Raw genomic sequence first — 16232 nt, 5'->3', positions numbered from 1 at the left:
CCTCAATTCCTGAGAATGTGGGGCAGGCGGATAAGCCGTCGGTCCCCGGCCCGAGACGGTCAAATGTCACGGGCACTATCGGGACAAAAGTAAAGAACTCTGAAGGAGATGGGTTATGGGCAAGCGCCTTAACTCGAAGCATAAAATTGACCGGCGCCTTGGCGTCAATCTCTGGGGCCGCGCGAAGTCCCCGTTCAACGTCCGTGAATATGGCCCGGGCCAGCACGGCCAGCGCCGCCGCAAGCCGTCCGATTTCGGCATTCAGCTCATGGCGAAGCAGAAGCTGAAAGGCTATTACGGCAATATCGGCGAGAAGCAGTTCCGCAAGTATTTTGCAGAAGCCGAACGGCGCCGCGGTGATACCGGCGAGAACCTCGTCGGCATTCTGGAATGCCGCCTGGACGCCGTCGTCTATCGCATGAAATTCGTTCCGACCGTTTTCGCCGCCCGCCAGGTTGTCAGCCACAACCATGTCCGTGTGAACGGCAAGCGCGTCAACGTGCCGTCCTACATGGTCAAGGAAGGCGATGTCGTCGAGCTGAAGGAAAAGTCCCGCGAGCTGCCGATGGTGATCGAGGCCGCGCAGTCCAACGAGCGCGACATTCCGGACTATATGGATGTCGATCTCGACAAGAAGACCGGCACCTTCACCCGCATCCCGAAGCTGGAAGACGTGCCGTATCCGGTCCATATGGAACCGAATCTGGTGGTCGAGTTCTACTCCCGATAAACCGGGTCCAGACAGTTACGGAAAAGGCCGCTCCTCGAAGCGGCCTTTTTTGATTCTATTCGGGTTTGTGTCGGTGTTTGGTGCCTTCGCTTATTCCCCGCCCGCCATGCTCGCCGCGCGCTTCGGCAGCACCCAGTTCGGGCGCGGGAAGTGGCAGGTATAGCCGTGCGGGATGCGCGCCAGGTAATCCTGGTGCGCGGGCTCGGCCTCCCAGAAATCGCCGGCGGGGGTCACTTCCGTCACCACCTTGCCGGGCCACAGGCCGGAGGCCTCGACATCGGCGATGGTGTCCTCGGCCACCTTCTTCTGATCCTCCGACAGATAGAAGATGGCGGAGCGGTATTGCGGGCCACGGTCGTTGCCCTGGCGGTCCGGTGTGGTCGGGTCGTGGATCTGGAAAAACAGCGCCAGGATGTCGCGGTAGCTTGTCTCCGACGGATCGAACTGGATCTGGATGGATTCCGCATGCCCGCTCTTGCCGGTCTTAAGATCCTCGTAGGTCGGGTTGGCGACCGTGCCGCCGGTATAGCCGACGCGGGTTGCGGTGACGCCCGGGTGCCTGCGGATCAGGTCCTGCATGCCCCAGAAGCAGCCTCCGGCGAGGAGGGCGGTTTCTTGTTCCGTGCTCATAATTCAGCTCCCTTTCCGTTCAGCATGGCTCATTACCCGTTATAGGGCAAAATTTCCGCATTTCAGGTCACAATGCCGCGTCATTGGATCGGCCTTTTCCTTGCCGATCATGACAGTTTGCCTATACTCCCGCGCCGTCGGTGGTTGTCGCATGCGTGTGCCGCACCCCCGCTTGTGTTTCACGGGCCCCGCCGGGCCCTCTACCATCTAAGGCGAACCCATGTCCGAGAGCGTCAAAAAAGTTGTGCTGGCCTATTCCGGCGGCCTGGATACCTCCGTCATCCTGCGCTGGCTGCAGGATACCTATAATTGCGAGGTGGTTACCTTCACCGCCGATCTGGGGCAGGGAGAGGATGTCGAGCCGGCGCGCGAAAAGGCCCGCATGATGGGCATCAAGGAAATCTATGTCGAGGATCTGCGCGAGGAATTCGTGCGCGACTATGTTTTCCCGATGTTCCGCGCCAACGCGCTTTATGAAGGCACCTATCTGCTCGGCACCTCGATCGCCCGGCCGCTGATCTCCAAGCGCCAGATCGAGATCGCCCAGGAGGTCGGCGCCGATACGGTCTCCCACGGCGCGACGGGCAAGGGCAACGACCAGGTCCGTTTCGAGCTCAGCTATTACGCGCTGCAGCCGGACATCAAGATCATCGCCCCGTGGCGGGAGTGGGATCTGACCTCCCGGACCAGGCTGATCGAGTTCGCCGAGAAGCACCAGATTCCGATCGCCAAGGACAAGCGCGGCGAAGCGCCGTTCTCCGTCGACGCGAACCTGCTGCACTCCTCCTCCGAGGGCAAGGTGCTGGAAGATCCGTGGAGGGCGCCGGAAGAGTACGTGTTCCAGCGCACGGTCTCACCGGAAAACGCCCCGGACAAGCCGACCGAGATCGAGATCGATTTCGAGCATGGCGACCCGGTCGCGATCAATGGCGAGCGGATGTCGCCGGCGACCCTGCTGACAGCGCTGAATGAATATGGCGGCAGCAACGGCATCGGCCGTCTCGATCTGGTCGAGAACCGTTTCGTCGGCATGAAGAACCGTGGCGTCTACGAGACCCCGGGCGGCACCATCATGCACCATGCCCATCGGGCGATGGAAAGCCTGACGCTGGACCGTGGCATGGCCCATCTGAAGGACGAGATGATGCCGCGCTATGCGGAGCTGATTTATAACGGCTTCTGGTTCTCGCCGGAGCGCGAGATGATGCAGGCCGCGATCGACCACAGCCAGCGCAACGTCACCGGCACCGTGCGGATGAAGCTCTACAAGGGCAACGTCACCTGCACCGGCCGCAAGGCGGACCGCAGTCTTTATTCCGAGGATATCGTGACTTTCGAGGAAGGCACCGGCACATACGATCACAAGGATGCCGCCGGTTTCATCAAGCTGAACGCCCTGCGTCTGCGCCTGAACAAGATGCTGCAGGGGTAGCCGGTCCGTTCCCTGTCGTCATCCCAATGAAAATCGGGATCCACGGATGGCGTATATCGCCTTATGATCCGTCGATCTCGGATCGGGTCCGGGATGATGAAGGGAGAGCCCGATGACCGGTCTGATCTTCTCGGAAGAGGTTGAGAGTGCCCTGGCAGAGGGCCGTCCCGTCGTCGCGCTTGAATCCACCATCCTGACCCACGGCCTGCCGAAGCCGGACAATCTTTCTATCGGCCGGGAAATCGAGGCGGAAATCCGGTCCGCCGGGGCCGTCCCGGCGACCATCGCCGTGCTGGACGGGACCGCCCGCATCGGGCTCTCGACTCCGGACATGATCCGGCTCTGTTCTGCGGACGAAGCGGTCAAGCTGTCGCGCCGCGATCTCGGCGTGGCGCTTTCCCAGGGCTGGTCCGGTGGTACCACGGTCGCCGCCACCATGATCCTCGCCGCGAAAGCGGGGATAGAGGTCTTCGCCACCGGCGGTATCGGCGGCGTGCATCGCGGCGCCGAGCTGGACTTCGATATTTCCGCCGATCTCGACGAGCTGGCCCGGACACCTGTGCTTGTGATCTCCGCCGGAGCGAAATCCATTCTCGACCTGCCGAAGACGCTGGAAGTCCTGGAGACGAAAGGCGTGCCGGTGATCGGTTACCGGACCGACGAGTTTCCGGCCTTCTTCTGCGGCTCCAGCGGGCTGCGGGTGCCGCTGCGACTGGAAAACCCGGAAGAGATTGCCGCTGCCTGGCGCGCCGGGCGGGATCTCGGCCTCGAGACCGGCATGCTGGTGGCCAACCCGGTGCCGGAGGAACATGCCTTGGACCGCGCGACGATGGAGCGGATCATCGACGATGCCCTGTTCGAGGCCAAGCGGACCGGCACCATGGGCAAGCAGGTGACGCCCTATCTGCTGGCGCAGATCCGCACCGCGACAGGCGGCGCCAGCCTGACAACCAATATCGAGCTGGTCCGGGCGAATGCCCGTCTCGGGGCCGGGATCGCGGTCGCACTCCGTGCGCTGCGGCAAAACTGACCAGCGTCAAAATCGCACATTGTTGCGGAGCGGCATCCTCGAATAGGCAGGGAGCCCGACGGCGGGATGCCGTCATGCCCATCTATCGAGGATTTTGAGAATGTTCAGGCTTATCTACACGGTGCCGGTCATCGGATGGTGTCTCCGCGACCTGCAAACCGGCGGAGCATCCGCTTTCACCTATTTCCTGGTCAATTGCGGGCTGCTCTGGGTCTTTTCCGCGGTCTTCTTCGGCTATCCGGGAATCATCATTCCGGCTCTCTGTGCAGTGCCGACGATGTTCGTGTTGCTGATCCTGCTGACGCGGGGCCGCTACGAGGTCAGCTGACCGATCAGGCGCACACGTTCAAGACGGTATCGCGCTGACTCCGGCGATATAGGGATGGGCGCCGTGCAGCACGGCCCAGAGCAGCAGCCCGCCGCCAAGGCGGCGCCAGCCGATACCGGGCCAGTCGAGTTTCGTCCGGCCTTCGATGATCGCCCTGAACGGCAGCACGGAGGTTGTGAGCTCGAACGGCGCCCATTTGGCGCCGAACTCGGCCCGCTTCTTGGCATCGATCTTCAGCATGCCACCGAAGGCCAGCACCGCCATACCGCCGAACAGCATGATCGAGGCCGCATCGCCGCGCACGGTCAGATGGGCCAGTGCCCAGAGACCGATGGCCATCATCACCGGATGGCGCGTCACTGTCAGGATGCCGCGCACCAGGTGCGGATCGTCGAAATCCTCTTCGGCCATCATCGCCGTCGGGCTGAACGGATTGTAGCCGCAGACCAGCAGGATCGCTGCCAGCGGCATCACCACATTCGGGATCCAGCGGGTCCAGTGCGGCGGTTCCCAGACCGTGACATAAGGCGCATCGCCATAAGCCAAAACCATCCAGACCATGGCGACACCAGCGGCGAGGGAGAACAGGCCCCGGAACCGGTTGGTGCCGATCTGTTCGATCAGGGCGGCGCGGACGCTCGGCCAGCCGAGCAGGAAATGTCCGCCGACGAAGGCCACGACAGCGGCGAAGAGTGCGTCCAGGCTTCCAGTCATACCGCTCCCCAAGGCAGTTGGTCCCGCGGCGCCCGACTCTTACGGTGGACGGGTCGCCTGTTTCAGGCCATCACAGGCCATATAAGTATAGCCGGTATGGATGCAAAGATGGATGACGATAACCTGAAAAAGCTGATGCGCGAGATGCTCGGCTCCGCCGGGGGAGACGGCCGGTTGTCTCCGAACCAGATCGGTGTTGCCGCTGGCGGCGATCCGGCCGGACCGAAACCGGCCTGGCGGGCGCTGCTTCGGCAGATAGAGCGTGTCGCCATGGTGCTGGAAGCCGAGGGCACGCTCGTGGCGCTGCGCAAGGGCAAGCCGGTTCCGCTGGCCGAGGCGAAGGGCGTGATTCGCTACGCGGCTGCGCCCGCCTCTAAGGTTTAAAGCCTGGAATCAGAGGTCCGGCATTTTCCAGCCGCGGCGGCGGCAGGCGGCTTCGACCGTGTTGCGCAGCAGGCAGGCGATGGTCATCGGCCCGACTCCTCCTGGAACCGGCGTGATCGCCCCGGCAACCTCGGACGCGCTGGTGAAATCGACATCGCCGACCAGCCGGGTCTTGCCCGCGCCCTTTTCCGGCGCGTCGATCCGGTTGATGCCGACATCGATCACGGTCGCGCCCGGCTTCACCCAGTCTCCCTTGACCATTTCCGGACGGCCCACGGCCGCGACCAGAATGTCGGCCCGGCGGCATTCGGCCGGCAGGTCCTTGGTCCGGGAATGGGTGACGGTGACAGTGCAGCTTTCGCGCAGCAGCAGGGCGGCCATCGGCTTGCCGACGATGTTGGAGCGGCCGACGATGACGGCATGCTTGCCGCTGAGGTCGCCCAGCCGGTCGCGCAGCAGCAGCAGGCAGCCGAGCGGGGTACAAGGCACCAGTGCGTCTCCCCCGGTGGCCAGACGGCCGGCATTGATGACATGGAAGCCGTCCACGTCCTTTTCCGGTGCGATGGCGTCGAGCACGGCCTGGGCATCGATATGATCGGGCAGGGGGAGCTGTACCAGGATGCCGTCGACCGCCGGATTGGCGTTCAGATCCGCGATCAGCTTCAGCAGGGCCTCCTGGCTGGTCGCCGCGTCGAGCTTGTGCTCGAAGGAAGCCATGCCGCTCTCGAGCGTCTGCTTGCCCTTGTTGCGGACATAGACCTGGCTCGCCGGATCCTCGCCGACCAGCACCACGGCAAGGCCGGGAACGGCGCCGTGCCTGGCTTTCAGATCCGCGATCGCGGCGCCGATACGGTCCCGCAATCCGGCCGCGAAGGCCTTTCCGTCGATCAGTGCGGCTTTGCCCATGGATGATGTTTCCCCTCTATGGCCCGGGCGCGTGCTGCGTGAGCCAGTGTTCCAGTTGTGCCGTCAGGGCCGTGCCGTCACCCGCGATCAGCAGGGTCTTGCGCCGCCGGGTTGCGCCGGAGCGGACCTCGAAGCTGCTTTTTGGAATCTTCCAGGCCTTCGACAGCAGCTTGATCAGCGCCTTGTTGGCGCGGCCATTCTCGGGAGCGGCGGTGACCGAGGCTGTCAGCCATGCGACCTCTTCCGCATCCATGGCGACACACCCGATGCCATCGCGCGATGCATTGGGTGTCAGCCGGACGCGCAGGCGCAGCCCTTCCGGGACGGCGTCGAAGGGCACGGTACTCACAACGTGCGCACAGGCAGCGGCGTCGCTAGACGAGATATTCCCACATCAGGCTGCGGATGAAACTCAGGGCGAGCACCAGGACGATCGGGGAGAGATCGAGGCCGCCGAGATTCGGCAGCACGTTCCGGATCGGCCGCAACAGCGGCTCGGTGACGCGGTACAGGAAATCCATCACCAGATAGACGAAGCGGTTCTGCGCATTGATCACATTGAACTGCACCAGCCATCCCAGGATGATGAAGATGAAAAGCGCGTAGATATAAAGCTGGATGACTGTACTAGCGAGTTGTACCAACGACATCATGAGCGAGTTTCCGTCCTTCGGGGAGGTTCAGTGAGTCGGACCGTACCGCCCGCTTGCGCAGACAGCAAGCTCTTGGCGCGGCTCACTTTAGCCTAGCATATATGGGACGTGTGCCAGCATATGCAAAGCCGCAGAGCGAGGGCGCTTTGGTCTTGCAAAGCAAAGATCCTTCGATTATCTGTCAGCACCTTGTCGGCAATGGATATTGCCTGGCATCGGTGGGGCCGTAGCTCAGCTGGGAGAGCGTCGCGTTCGCAATGCGAAGGTCGGGAGTTCGATCCTCCTCGGCTCCACCAAAATATCCCCCAAGATACTGACGTAGAAAAATGACTGCACGCTGCTGCTGGCCGCTTCTGCCATCAAGCAGAGCAGCGCGTTCTATCGACAGCAAGCCGGTCGGTCGGAGGCGAGGCAGAACATGACGTTCCGGGGCTGTCTGCCTGCACCGGAGCGAATGGTTGGGACGGGGCGAGTTCGGCAGCTCGCCCCGTGAAGAGCATGTCTCCGATCCGATCGCGCGCTCTGCCGGTTACAAGAACAGCGTCACGATCGACGGCCAGATCAGCAGGACAGACAAGGCCAGAAGCTGGAGCGCAATGAACGGCAGGAACCCCCGGAATATGGCGGTCAGGGTGATATGCGGAGGCGCCACCGATTTCAGGTAGAACGCGGCCGGACCAAATGGCGGTGACAGGAAGCTGACCTGCATGTTCATGCAGAAGACGACACCAAACCAAACCGCCACGAATTTGGGATCGAGGCCGCCCAGAAACCCGATCTCCTCGACCGGTAGCTTGAGGACGATGGGCAGGAAGACGGGCATGATCAGAAGCACGATCCCGATCCAGTCCATGAACATGCCCATCATCAGGAAGATCAGCATCATCACCAGGATGATTCCCATCGTCGGCAATTCCGCCGAAATGATGGTGTTGGCGACATAGGTCGGGCCGCCGGAAAGCGTATAGGCTGCGGCCAGAGACGCTGCGCCGATGGTGACCCAGATGATCGTTCCTGTGGACTTAAGGGTCCGCATGAGGCTGTCCCAGACAATCTCGAACGTCATCTCGCGCCGAAGCAGGCCGATGACGAAGACCGCCACAACGCCCATGCCAGCCGCTTCGGTGATGCCGGTGATCCCCATATAGATCGATCCCAGCACGACCCCGATCACCACGGTCGGTGGAACGAGCCCCTTGCCCATCTCCCAACCGAGTCGGGAGCGTTCCTTGCCAACCAGAAACAGCATGAGAGCGAGCGCGATGGCACCCGCCCCGGCAATGTAGGGAATGTCGGAGACCATACCGAGCGCGATCGGATCGACTCCTTCGCGCACGGCATTTTCTCCTGTGACGGTGAAAAACAGCGCACGGAGCAGCAGGAACCCGGTCAGCCAGAGCGCGAACCGTGACAGAAACCCGATGAACAACAAGGCTTTCTCGAGGCCTTTGGGCGCGTCGGGTTCCTCCTCGGGGAGCGGCGCCAGGCTGGGGTTCAGATTGGTCCGGATCAGAATGTAGAGGATGAAGAACGTGGCCAGGATAAAGCCGGGAAGAAAGGCGGCGGTGAACAGGGCCTTGATCGATGTCTCGGTCACCAGGCCGTAGAAGATCAGGACGATGGATGGCGGGATCATCGTGCCGAGCGAGCCGGAGGCGCAAATCGTTCCGATTGCGAGATTCTGATTGTAGCCGAGCCGCAGCATCTGTGGCAGGGCAATGAGGCCGAGCAGAACGACTTCGCCGCCGATGATGCCCGACATTGCCGCCATGATAACCGCCATGATCGAAGTCACGATCGCAATGCCGCCCCGCGTCCTGCTGAGCCAGACATTCAGGGAACTATACATGTCCCTGGCGATGCCGGAGCGTTCGAGCAGCGCCGCCATGAAGATGAACAGCGGCACGGAAATGAGGACGTAGTTGGTCATTTGTCGATAGACCGCCTGGCCGACGACCGAGAGCGGCCCGTGCCCGAACCTGCTGAACAGCAAATCCGGCCCGAACTTCATGATCAGGACCAAAACGGCGAGGAACGCGGAGGCGAAGCCAAGCGGCATTCCGATGGCAAGCAGGAAGAACATCACCAGCAAGAGAATGATGCTGAGTGTTGCAACGTCGCCGACCTTCATCCACGCGAGCAGATCGAGAAATTCCATGCGGTCAGGTTCCCAGCGTCTTTCGGATCTTATCGATCTCGGTTTCGTCGATCTCGTCCGCCGGGCTGTGATGCTCAGGCTCTTTGTTCCAGTCCGCGATCAGGTTCGAGACCGCCTGAATGGTGACGAGCAGAATAATTATCAAAATAGCGGGCTTCAGCGTGCCGGGGAGGGGCGGGTCCCAGGCCGTGCCAAAGGTCTCCAGGCGCATCATGCGCCGCATCGCATCCGAATAGCCGCCCCAGACGAGGGCGAAAGTGAAGAACAGGAGCAGATTCAGCGACAGCACGTCCGCCGTCTTCTGCATCCAGCGGGGCATCATGTCGTAGATCACGTAGATCCGGATGTGGCTGCGTTGCTGCATTGCGTACTGGCCGGCGAACAGGAACAGAAAGCCGGCGATCCATAGGGACAGCTCATTGGCCCAGAGCGTCGGCCGGGCGAATACGTAGCGGGAGACCACTTCGTACAGCATGACCAACACGATGCAGGCGACCATGATCATCGAAAGCCGCGATGTCACCAAGGACACGATGTCAAAGAAGCCGTCTGCTTCCTGTTCGATGGCACCTCGCGTGTCCGAAAAGTAGATCGATGCAAGCAAGATCGCACCGGCCAGGGAAGCCAGCATTGCCAGAACAACAAACCGTCCTTTCGGGCGGATCATGTCAAACATGTCGATGGCGTCTTCAAACAGAAGCGCGTTCACGACGAGCCATGCGTACAGCAGGAGGGTCGCACCGATGAAGACCAGCATGGCTAGCCGGACCGGTCTCCGCATGCCGCCCAGCCACAAGCTTTCCGAATTCATTCCAATTGTCTCCCCGGACATATGGATGGCCCAAGAAACCGAAAATACACGAGCCCTGCGGGGCTCGCGTTGTTCATTTTCCAGGAATTAGGTTGTCAAAACCTATTTCAGCAGGCCGAGCTGCTTCAGGTAGGCGCGGTGGCTCTCGACGAGCTTACGGGTCTGCTCGTTCTTCTCGGCCCAACGACCCCAGGCTGTCTGAGCGGCTGCGCGGAAGGTGGCGCGATCTTCAGCAGACCAGTCATACAGCGTGATACCTTCGGCTTCGAGCTTGGCTGCGGCTTCGGCATTCAGCTTCTCGTTTGCCAGGGCGACGTGGAAGCCCAGCTTCTGCATCGCCGTCTCGATGATCCGGCGCTGTTGCTCGGTCAGGCCGTTCCAGACATCCAGATTGCACGCCAGATGATCCGACGGCATCGAGTGGAAGCCGGGATAGGTTGCGTGCTTGACGATATCGTAGAGGCCGAGGCCCACATTGTTGTTGAGGCCTGAGGCATCGGCGCCGTCGATAATGCCTGTCTCAAGCGCGGTGAAGATTTCCGTGAAGTCCATCACGATCGGCGATGCACCCAGCTCTTCGAAAATCTCGGTCTCCATGCCGGGCGGGGACCGGAACTTCCAGCCCTTTAAATCCTCGAAACCGGCGATAGGGCGCGAAGAGGACAAGGATTCCTGACCGTAGATCGTCCAACCGACCAGATGCATGTTTTGCTCGTTGTAGAGCGCCTGCGCCGCGGCGTCGCCGCCGCCATAATGCAGCCAGCTGTATTGCTGCCACGGCGTGTCGTAGCCGCCCATAATGTCGCCGACGAACTGGAAGGCCGGGTTCTTGCCGGTCTGATAGGCGCCGCCGGTCATATCGCAGTCCAGAATGCCGCTGATCGCGGCATCGAAGGTCTCGGTCGTCGCGACGACCGAGGAGGCATAGAACATCTCGATCGTGATATCGCCGCCCGACATTACTTGAACATCATCGACGAATTCGGCGATGGCTTTGCCCATCGGGTGTTCAGTCGAATAGTGGTTCTGGATGCGCAGGGTAACCGGCTCCGCCATAACTGTGGTCGCCAGCAGTGCCGCTGCACCAACCCCCATGAATGCTGATTTAATGGTCACGATTTTCCTCCCTTGGCGATTGAGCTCGCCTGTCATTTGTTCGCGTGCCAGTTTTGGGCCGCTAATTTTGATGGTATGGTAGCCACCATCGGAAAACTATCGTGAGTGCGCCTTGCGAGCAATGTTTAGTATGATGTGTACATAATCAATTTCCGCCCAATTGACTCACCGTGCGATAATTGGTGTGACTTATTTTTTCTTGACTAATCGTCTCGCGCTCCGCGTTCAGCGAAGTTTGTTTGCGGTTGCATGGATGAAAAAAAATCGTCTGAAGGCCGTGCGGTGCATCGATCGACGACGGCAACGATCCTCCCTTATGTTTTTCAGACGTGAACCCGGGCGAGACAGCACCCGGGTTTGGTTAAGTGAGGCGTGTCACAGGCCGTTCACCATCAGCGAGGCGAGTCCTGCGCAAATAGCCGGTACAGCCACGCGCCAGTCAAATGTTGCACGCTCGGGAGCGCGATCCTCCTCGTCTCCACCAAATCTCCCCTCTGTTGCCATAGCCCGGTCCAAACCCGCCGCGTCACTCCACCGTCAGCAGTACATCGACGACGGTGACGTCACCGGAGCCGGCGTGGATCATGACCGGGTTCAGATCGCAGGACGTGATCCGGTCACCGAGATCCAGCGCCATCAGAGACAGGGTCGAGACCAGTGCGGCGAGGGGCCGCATGTCGGTTCTGGCGATGAGGTTCCGGTAGCCGTCCATGCGCGTGCCGAGCTTGGTCGAGGCGATGAGCGCCTGCGCATCCTCCACCGTCAGGGGCGCCAGGCCCATTGCCAGATCGTCTGTCAGTTCGACGAGCGTCCCGCCGGTGCCGACCATGACCTTGACGCCGAAGGGGGGCGAGGCGACGAAACCGACGACGGCTTCAAGGTCGCCGCGGGCTTCCCGCTGCAGCTCGTAGCCGTCGATCCTGGCGTTGGGTGCGGCCGCCGAGACGTTCCCGGCGATCTGTGCGATTGCCGCCGAAAGTCCCTCCATGTCACGCACGCCGAGGACGACACCGCCGAGTTCCGAGCGATGCGCGATGTCTCTGGATGCGATCTTGACGACCAGCGGGAAGGTGATCTCTGCGATCCGCTCCGCCGCTTCCGCTGCATTCCTGACTATCAGGGAAGAGGGGGTCGGAATGCCGTAGGCGGCCAGGATTTCCAAACCGCTTTCCGGTGTCAGCTGGGATCTGCCGCTCTTCAGTTCTTCCTGGATCAGGCTCAGGGCACGGGTCTTCCGGGCCGGTGTCCCTGGCGTTTCCGCCGCGTCGGCACGCGGGCACGGGTGCGGGCGTGAAATGGTTCCAGTTCCGACGATGCCCTCGCGCAGGCCGCTGACGATCGGAATGCCGTGGCTCTCGAATTTCGCCCGGATGTCGGGGTGAATCGCCTCGGAGGTGGCCGAGATCGCGACGATCGGTTTTGCGGCAGCGCGCGCGCTCCGGCAATAGGCGTCGATGGGTGTGCTGTAGGACTCGAGAGACTTCTCGTGCAGGCCTGCCTGACAATCCTGGATCACGGCCAGCATATCGACGCCGTCGTCATCCAGGATGGCCTTGATGGACCCGGCGATGTCGCGGGCGGCTTCGTCCGTCACCGAGCCGAAATCGATCGGATTCTGGGCCAGCGTACCGGGCGACACCTGGCCGATCTGGCGGACCACATCGTCGCTGAAACGCGCCAGCTCGATACCGGCAGTCGCGGCGACGTCGCAGGCGAGCGCCGTCTGTCCGCCCGAGATACCGACGATCGCGAGCTTTTCCCCGCCGTAACGGTGGCCGTGCCGGGACAGGATTTCCAGGGCTGCGTTCAGCTCGTCGTAATCCCCGACGGCGGCGATACCGTGCGCCTCGAAAAACAGGCGGTAGGTGTCGGCGTCGTTTGTCATGGAACCGGTATGGGCGAGGGTCGCGGCCGATCCGACCTCGGAATTGCCGACCTTCAGGATGACAAGGGACTTGCCGTTCTCGTAGATCCGGTGTGCGGCGCGGGCGAAGGCGTCCGGGTCCTTGATCGCTTCCAGGACCACGCCGATCGCTGCCGTGTCATCGTCTGTTGCCAGCCAGTTCATATAGTCGGCGGCGGTCAACTGGAACTCGCTGCCGACGGTGATGATCTTCGAGATGCCGAACTCGGCCGAGTTCATCAGGGTGATCGCCGCGGAGCCGGATTGCGCGATGAAGGCGACCTTGCCCGGCCTGATCTTGCTCGAGGTTGTCGCCGGATAGAGGAACAGCCTGTCGCTGAGATTGATCAGGCCCATGCAGTTCGGCCCCTGGATATTCATGGCGCTTTCGGCGGCGAGGGCACGGAAGGCGTCCGCCTCCTCCGGTGAGAATCCGGCGGCAAAGAAGATCGCCGATTTCACGCCTTGCGCCTCCAGCGCCCGCGCTGTTTCGGCGGCGGCGGAGGCCGGGACCGAGGCAATGGCGAGATCGACATTGTCGGGCAGGTCTCCGACGGAGGCGACGGTTGCCAGGCCCTGGACCGTCTTTGCGCTGCGATGGACCGGGATGATCCGGCGCGCGCAGTCGCGGCTCAGCAGATTGTCGATGACGGCGTTGCCCTGCGCCCTTTTCGTGGCGGACGCGCCGATGACGGCGATTGTCGCCGGGCGGATGAGGGAGGTGACATCCCTGATCATCGTGACCTCTTGGTTATGCGGTGACGGTAAGCGGACGGAGGCGGAGCGCCGGGTTCAGTTGCCTTCGAAGAAGCGTTTGGCGTTGTGATAGAACCATTTTTCCAGGACTTTTTCCTTCAGCTGAAGCTGGCTGTATTCCCTGATCAGTTCCTCGAACGGGCAGCCGAACAGATAGCGCGACATGCCGATCATGATCTTGTCCTGCAGGCGGCTGTTGCCGAACTGCATGAACATCTCCCACCCGGCGCCCGGCTGGGCGAAATAGCGCGGCCGGTGGGCCGAGGTATCGCAATAGAGGTTCGGATGGCGGGCGAGCAGGCCGACCATGTCCGGGACCCAGGGCCAGCCCCCGAGCCCGGCGACGATCTTCAGCTCCGGAAAGTCGATGGCGACCTGGTCGAGATGGCGCGGATGACCGAGATCATACGGCCGGTCGTTGGCGTAGTTCATGCTGCTGTAGATCTTCACCGGCAGGTTCAGCTCGACGCTCTTGGCATAGAGCGGATAGTAGCGCCGGTCGCTGGCCGGCAGGCAGTTGCTGAGCGCGGTCACGCGAAAGCCGTTGGCGCCGTCCTCCTTGACCAGCCGTTCGAGTTCCCGTACTCCGCGCATGCCGTCCATCGGGTCGATCAGGGCGAACATCCTGAAGCGGCCGGGATGTTTGCTGTGGATGGCGCCGATCTCACTGTTCAGCATGTTGCACAGGAAACCGTATTCGATGTTCGCCCGGTCCATGTCGGCGACGATCGCCGCGAGCCGCCGGTCCCAGTCCTCCGGCGCGTATCCTTTCGTCGCCGAACCGGTCGAGCCGCCGCCGAAGACGGTGCCGTAATTGGCGAAGCCGTACCCCGCCGGCCGGTCCAGGTGTTCTCCCGTCGGGGTGCCGGGCCGGCCCTTGCCGATTTCCTGGACGCGCAGCGCGGCCTCGGAAAGGGGGGCTTCGATTTCCATGTCGATAATGGGGGGCATGTTCTTTCCCTTCTGAATTTTCTTGAAGGGGCTGTCCCAGATAACCTGCTTTGAAGGTTGTCTGGGACAGCCCCATGGGTCTTGTTTTTTTGGGCCGGTATTCAGAGAGTGTCTTGATTTTGAGCGAATGCTCGGCTGATGCATTTTTATATCAAGAATTATGCTGAACGACGCGGGTGAATTACCGATTGCACATTGTTCGCCACTTGAGATCAATGGTTGGCCGGTACATGAGAAGATGTGCCCGAGCTGCGAAATTGGCACGGGCCAGTGTGATTGCTTTTCTTTAAAGGTCTGAATTTATTTATAGAATAAGGTTTCCGATGGATCGCTTCGGTCCTCATTGGCAAAATCGATCTGGCCTCAGTCAGCTCAGTACTGCCTGAACCTGCACCCGGGCGCGCAAGCGCCCGGGGCTGGCGTGTCACAAACCATTGACCATTAGCCAGGAGAGCCCCGCGCAAAGCGCAAGCACCCGGCCGATACCCCAGTGCAATCGTAACAGGAGCAGACCGCTGAGCGCGGCCAGCACGGCGACGCGCCAATCGAAGGTTGCAAGTTCGGGCTGCCAGAGCGTGAATGGGCCGAATTCCTGCCGAATGACGTCCCCGAACATCACATGCAGGCCGAACCAGAGCGACAGATTCAGGATCACGCCGACCACCGCTGCAGTGATGGCCGAGAGCGCCCCTTTCAGTCGGGGCTGGGCCGAAATCCAGTCGATATAGGGAGCGCCGGCGAATATCCAGAGGAAGCAGGGCACGAAGGTGACCCAGAGCGTCAGGATGGCCCCCGCTATTCCCAGCGTGATGCCGCCGTCACGATAGGCTGCGAGGAAACCGACGAATTCCGTCACCAGGATGAGTGGACCGGGCGTGGTCTCTGCGAGACCGAGACCGTCCATCATTTCGCCTGCATTGAGCCAGCCGAAGGCACCGACCACGTCCTGCGCCATATAGGCCAGCACGGCGTAGGCGCCACCGAAGGTGACCACCGCGAGCTTGGAGAAGAACAGGCCGAGGTCGGTCAGGACCTGAAACCCGGAGAGCTGGGAGACGAGCAAGACTGGAAGCCACCATATGGCGAGCCAGATGGCGATCGTGAGCATGGTTCCGCCGAGTGAGCGGCCAATCGGCACGGCGGCGGCATCCGATGGTGAAACTCTGCCGCCTGCCGCCCAACCCCAGAGGGCAGCGGCGACGACGATGAGCGGGTAGGGAAGGTCGAGGACGAAGATCCCTGCAAAGGCGAGACCGGCAATAATCCAGTCACCGCGCCCGCGGAGCGCTCGTTTCGAGACTCGCAATAGAGCTTCGATCACGATCAGCAGGACTGCCGATTTTACACCGAGGAACAGGCTGCCGATCAGCGGTAGCTCGCCGAACAGGGCATAGATTGCCGCCAGGGCAAGGATCAGTATGGCTCCCGGTATGACGAAAAGCAGACCACCGATCAGTCCACCGGCGATGCCGCGAAGACGCCAGCCGGCATAAGTGGCAATCTGCATCGCCTCGGGGCCCGGCAGAAGCATGCAGAAGCTCAGCGCGTTCAGGTATTGCTGCTCGGTGAGCCATTTCAGCTCCTCCACCAGCAGCCGGTGCATCAACGCAATTTGCGCAGCCGGGCCGCCGAAAGAGAGCAGTCCGATTTTCAGGAAAACCTGGAACAGGGTGCCGAGCGACGGGGCATCGCGCCCCGCCGCGACGGCTTCGGTCGATCTGTCGGTCATG

At 61.7% G+C, this 16232-nt stretch carries 16 protein-coding genes and 1 tRNA gene; 6 read left to right on the top strand and 11 right to left on the bottom strand.

Features of this window, described 5'->3' with window-relative positions:
* The first annotated feature begins 115 nt into the window (after positions 1-115).
* Positions 116-730: a 30S ribosomal protein S4 gene (gene rpsD, locus RH950_RS15230; RefSeq protein ID WP_350058224.1), complete on the top strand. Its 615-nt coding sequence runs from the start codon at positions 116-118 to the stop codon at positions 728-730.
* Positions 731-820: 90 nt separating this feature from the next.
* Here rpsD and msrA read toward each other — a convergent pair whose 3' ends face one another.
* Positions 821-1360 (bottom strand): peptide-methionine (S)-S-oxide reductase MsrA, encoded by a 540-nt coding sequence (gene msrA / locus RH950_RS15225; protein ID WP_350058222.1) that lies wholly within the window; start codon positions 1358-1360, stop codon positions 821-823.
* 220 nt (positions 1361-1580) lie between these two features.
* Between msrA and RH950_RS15220 the strand changes: the two genes are divergently transcribed.
* From RH950_RS15220 to RH950_RS15210, 3 genes are all read left to right on the top strand, one after another.
* Positions 1581-2792 (top strand): argininosuccinate synthase, encoded by a 1212-nt coding sequence (locus RH950_RS15220; RefSeq protein ID WP_350058220.1) that lies wholly within the window; start codon positions 1581-1583, stop codon positions 2790-2792.
* Positions 2793-2904: 112 nt separating this feature from the next.
* The gene (locus RH950_RS15215) at positions 2905-3822 is read left to right on the top strand and encodes a pseudouridine-5'-phosphate glycosidase (protein ID WP_350058218.1); all 918 of its coding nucleotides are present in this window, start codon (positions 2905-2907) and stop codon (positions 3820-3822) included.
* A 100-nt stretch (positions 3823-3922) separates the two neighbouring features.
* Complete coding sequence (locus RH950_RS15210) at positions 3923-4150, top strand: hypothetical protein (RefSeq protein WP_350058216.1); 228 nt, start codon at positions 3923-3925, stop codon at positions 4148-4150.
* Positions 4151-4168: 18 nt separating this feature from the next.
* Here RH950_RS15210 and RH950_RS15205 read toward each other — a convergent pair whose 3' ends face one another.
* The gene (locus RH950_RS15205; RefSeq protein ID WP_350058214.1) at positions 4169-4864 is read right to left on the bottom strand and encodes an NnrU family protein; all 696 of its coding nucleotides are present in this window, start codon (positions 4862-4864) and stop codon (positions 4169-4171) included.
* Between the two features lie 108 nt (positions 4865-4972).
* On the opposite strand from RH950_RS15205, the gene RH950_RS15200 reads away from it, so the two are divergent.
* Positions 4973-5248 (top strand): DUF3253 domain-containing protein, encoded by a 276-nt coding sequence (locus tag RH950_RS15200; protein WP_350058212.1) that lies wholly within the window; start codon positions 4973-4975, stop codon positions 5246-5248.
* 9 nt (positions 5249-5257) lie between these two features.
* Here the strand turns inward: RH950_RS15200 and folD are convergent, their stop codons facing one another.
* Genes folD through RH950_RS15185 form a run of 3 tightly spaced genes read right to left on the bottom strand, consistent with a single transcriptional unit; the run spans position 5258 to position 6807 of the window.
* Positions 5258-6154, bottom strand: coding sequence for a bifunctional methylenetetrahydrofolate dehydrogenase/methenyltetrahydrofolate cyclohydrolase FolD (gene folD / locus RH950_RS15195; RefSeq protein ID WP_350058210.1), 897 nt, complete (start codon positions 6152-6154; stop codon positions 5258-5260).
* Positions 6155-6170: 16 nt separating this feature from the next.
* Positions 6171-6503: a DUF167 domain-containing protein gene (locus RH950_RS15190; RefSeq protein ID WP_350058208.1), complete on the bottom strand. Its 333-nt coding sequence runs from the start codon at positions 6501-6503 to the stop codon at positions 6171-6173.
* A 25-nt stretch (positions 6504-6528) separates the two neighbouring features.
* Positions 6529-6807 carry a YggT family protein gene (locus tag RH950_RS15185; RefSeq protein ID WP_350058206.1) on the bottom strand — a complete coding sequence of 93 codons (279 nt, stop codon included), beginning with the start codon at positions 6805-6807 and terminating at the stop codon, positions 6529-6531.
* 220 nt (positions 6808-7027) lie between these two features.
* On the opposite strand from RH950_RS15185, the gene RH950_RS15180 reads away from it, so the two are divergent.
* Positions 7028-7103: transfer RNA gene (locus RH950_RS15180), tRNA-Ala, on the top strand.
* 233 nt (positions 7104-7336) lie between these two features.
* Here RH950_RS15180 and RH950_RS15175 read toward each other — a convergent pair.
* The 6 genes from RH950_RS15175 to chrA form a co-directional block, all read right to left on the bottom strand.
* Positions 7337-8965, bottom strand: a complete 1629-nt coding sequence (locus RH950_RS15175; protein ID WP_350058204.1) for a TRAP transporter large permease — start codon at positions 8963-8965, stop codon at positions 7337-7339.
* 4 nt (positions 8966-8969) lie between these two features.
* Positions 8970-9722 carry a TRAP transporter small permease subunit gene (locus RH950_RS15170; RefSeq protein ID WP_350058202.1) on the bottom strand — a complete coding sequence of 251 codons (753 nt, stop codon included), beginning with the start codon at positions 9720-9722 and terminating at the stop codon, positions 8970-8972.
* Positions 9723-9878: 156 nt separating this feature from the next.
* Positions 9879-10928 (bottom strand): TRAP transporter substrate-binding protein, encoded by a 1050-nt coding sequence (locus tag RH950_RS15165; protein WP_350058200.1) that lies wholly within the window; start codon positions 10926-10928, stop codon positions 9879-9881.
* A gap of 490 nt (positions 10929-11418) precedes the next feature.
* Positions 11419-13533 (bottom strand): acetate--CoA ligase family protein, encoded by a 2115-nt coding sequence (locus RH950_RS15160; protein ID WP_350058198.1) that lies wholly within the window; start codon positions 13531-13533, stop codon positions 11419-11421.
* Between the two features lie 54 nt (positions 13534-13587).
* Positions 13588-14502 carry an amidohydrolase family protein gene (locus RH950_RS15155; protein ID WP_350058196.1) on the bottom strand — a complete coding sequence of 305 codons (915 nt, stop codon included), beginning with the start codon at positions 14500-14502 and terminating at the stop codon, positions 13588-13590.
* Positions 14503-14926: 424 nt separating this feature from the next.
* Entirely contained in the window at positions 14927-16231 is a 1305-nt protein-coding gene (gene chrA / locus RH950_RS15150) for a chromate efflux transporter (protein ID WP_350058194.1), read from the bottom strand.
* Position 16232 lies beyond the last annotated feature (1 nt).

The sequence above is a fragment of the Nisaea sp. genome, assembly GCF_040217065.1.
Classification (GTDB): Bacteria; Pseudomonadota; Alphaproteobacteria; order Thalassobaculales; family Thalassobaculaceae; genus Nisaea.
This window is presented reverse-complemented; position numbering and strand designations above follow the sequence as displayed.